At 34.4% G+C, this 1,806-nt stretch carries 3 protein-coding genes; 2 read left to right on the forward strand and 1 reads right to left on the reverse strand.

Annotated features, from left to right (window positions below; all coding sequences use genetic code 11):
- Positions 1-485 (reverse strand): pyridoxal-phosphate dependent enzyme (locus ACT8VG_RS10820; protein WP_444195878.1); only part of this gene is annotated, 485 nt, incomplete at its 3' end.
- Between the two features lie 96 nt (positions 486-581).
- On the opposite strand from ACT8VG_RS10820, the gene ACT8VG_RS10825 reads away from it, so the two are divergent.
- Both ACT8VG_RS10825 and ybaK read left to right on the forward strand, forming a co-directional pair.
- Complete coding sequence (locus ACT8VG_RS10825; protein WP_022425162.1) at positions 582-1,244, forward strand: hypothetical protein; 663 nt, start codon at positions 582-584, stop codon at positions 1,242-1,244.
- Between the two features lie 30 nt (positions 1,245-1,274).
- A complete protein-coding gene (gene ybaK / locus ACT8VG_RS10830) occupies positions 1,275-1,769 on the forward strand; it encodes a Cys-tRNA(Pro) deacylase (protein WP_217107130.1) in 495 nt (164 codons plus the stop codon).
- The last annotated feature ends 37 nt before the right edge of the window (positions 1,770-1,806 follow it).

Consider the following 1,806-nt stretch of genomic DNA (forward strand, 5'->3'; position numbering starts at 1 on the left):
TCTATATAGTGTAAATTTCCGATTCCATTAATAGCACCCATAGGAATAATATAAGGTTTGCCACCTTTATCTAATACTTCCTGATAGACTTCCTGCATCATCTCATCTTTATGTGCCTGGAAATCATCATGTTCCTTTACTCTTATATCAGCACCAAGCATATGATCTAAAAGGAAGTTGGCTGTTTCAATATTTTCACCAGGTTCTTTTCTAAGTATAAGAATACACTTCAATCCTAGTTTTGCGGCTACTGCAGCAGTAGATCGACAATGGTTGGATTGGAATCCACCATTTGTAATCAGTGTATCACAACCTAAAGATAAAGCTTCTGCAACACTGTATTCTAGTTTTCTAATCTTATTACCAGATGCCACACTATCTGTTAAGTCATCTCTTTTCACAAAAATATTTGGTTTATATTTGTTGGAGAGATAGCCTATTTTTTCAATAGGAGTAGGCAGCTGGGGCAAATGTAGTTTGTTCATGTAATCACCCCTAAAAATAGTATAGTAGAAATATAAAACAAATACACACTTTTCTTACAAAAAAGTTTGGTATAATAGAGACGAGGAGATGTAAACATGAAAACAATTGGTAAAGATGGTATTTTATTAAGACTCGCAAAAGATATGTATCCTGAAAAGGATGATTTATCTTCTATTGAAGTAAAAACATTATTTAATGATATTTGTCATAAGTATATACAAAGAGAAGGAATTTATGATCTTCTTTCATGGCTAGAAGGTACTGATTTCTATAGTGCACCTGCAAGTACACGTTATCATGGAGATTATGAGGGTGGTTTATGTGACCATAGTCTCCATGTCTATTTCTGCTTCAGAAGTTATGTAAAGAAGCGTTGTGAACCAGGTTATCATTTATCTATGAGTGAAGAAAGTATAGCATTATGTGCTTTATTTCATGATTTATGCAAGGTTGATATTTATAAGACAGAAATGCGTAATAAGAAGAATGCGCAAGGGCAATGGGAACAGGTTCCTTTCTATACAATAGAAGATGCATTTCCTGTAGGACATGGTTCTAAGAGTGTATATATTATGAATCGCTATTTAAAGCTTACAGATATAGAAACAGCCGCTATTGCCTATCATATGGGCTTTAGCTATGGGGATGATGCCAGAACTGTAGGTAATGTATTTAGTCGTTTCCCTGAAGCTTTCGCCTTATCTACAGCGGATATGGAAGCTACTTATTTTGTAGAAAATGAACATTGGCCACGATAAAGTGCTATAATATCATCCAAGGTGATATATATGAAAAAGAGTAAAATTAAAACAAATGCGTTAAGAATGTTAGATCGTGATAAGATTCCTTATGAAATCAAAACATATGAATATGATGAAGAACATTTAAGTGGTGAACATGTAGCATCACAAGTAGATATGGATGCAGGTGATATCTATAAGACACTTGTATTACATGAGGACCATGACTATTTAGTATGCTGTATTCCTGTATTAGAGGAAATAGACTTGAAGAAGCTCGCTAAACTATCTGGACATAAGAAGGTAGAAATGCTTCATATGAAGGATTTACTAGGTCTTACAGGTTATATGCGTGGAGGTTGTTCTCCTGTTGGCATGAAAAAGAAGTTTCCAACATATTTTGATGCCAGCATAGAAAAAGACCGTCCTATCGCTCTCTCAGCAGGTAAAAGAGGCTATCAGATGATTGTTTCATCAAAGGATATTACAACTTATTGTGATGCAAAAATTGGGGATGTAGTGAGAGTAAAATGGACCCTGTAAAAAGGACACGATAAAAAAAGGATATTTATTTCGTGAC

Source organism: Catenibacterium sp. (assembly GCF_052354645.1).
GTDB lineage: Bacteria > Bacillota_I > Bacilli_A > Erysipelotrichales > Coprobacillaceae > Catenibacterium > Catenibacterium mitsuoka_A.

Coding starts and splice junctions, on each gene's coding strand:
- ACT8VG_RS10825 (WP_022425162.1), top strand. CDS start 582: ATGAAAACAATTGGTAAAGATGGTATTTTATTAAGACTCGCAAAAGAT.
- ybaK (WP_217107130.1), top strand. CDS start 1,275: ATGAAAAAGAGTAAAATTAAAACAAATGCGTTAAGAATGTTAGATCGT.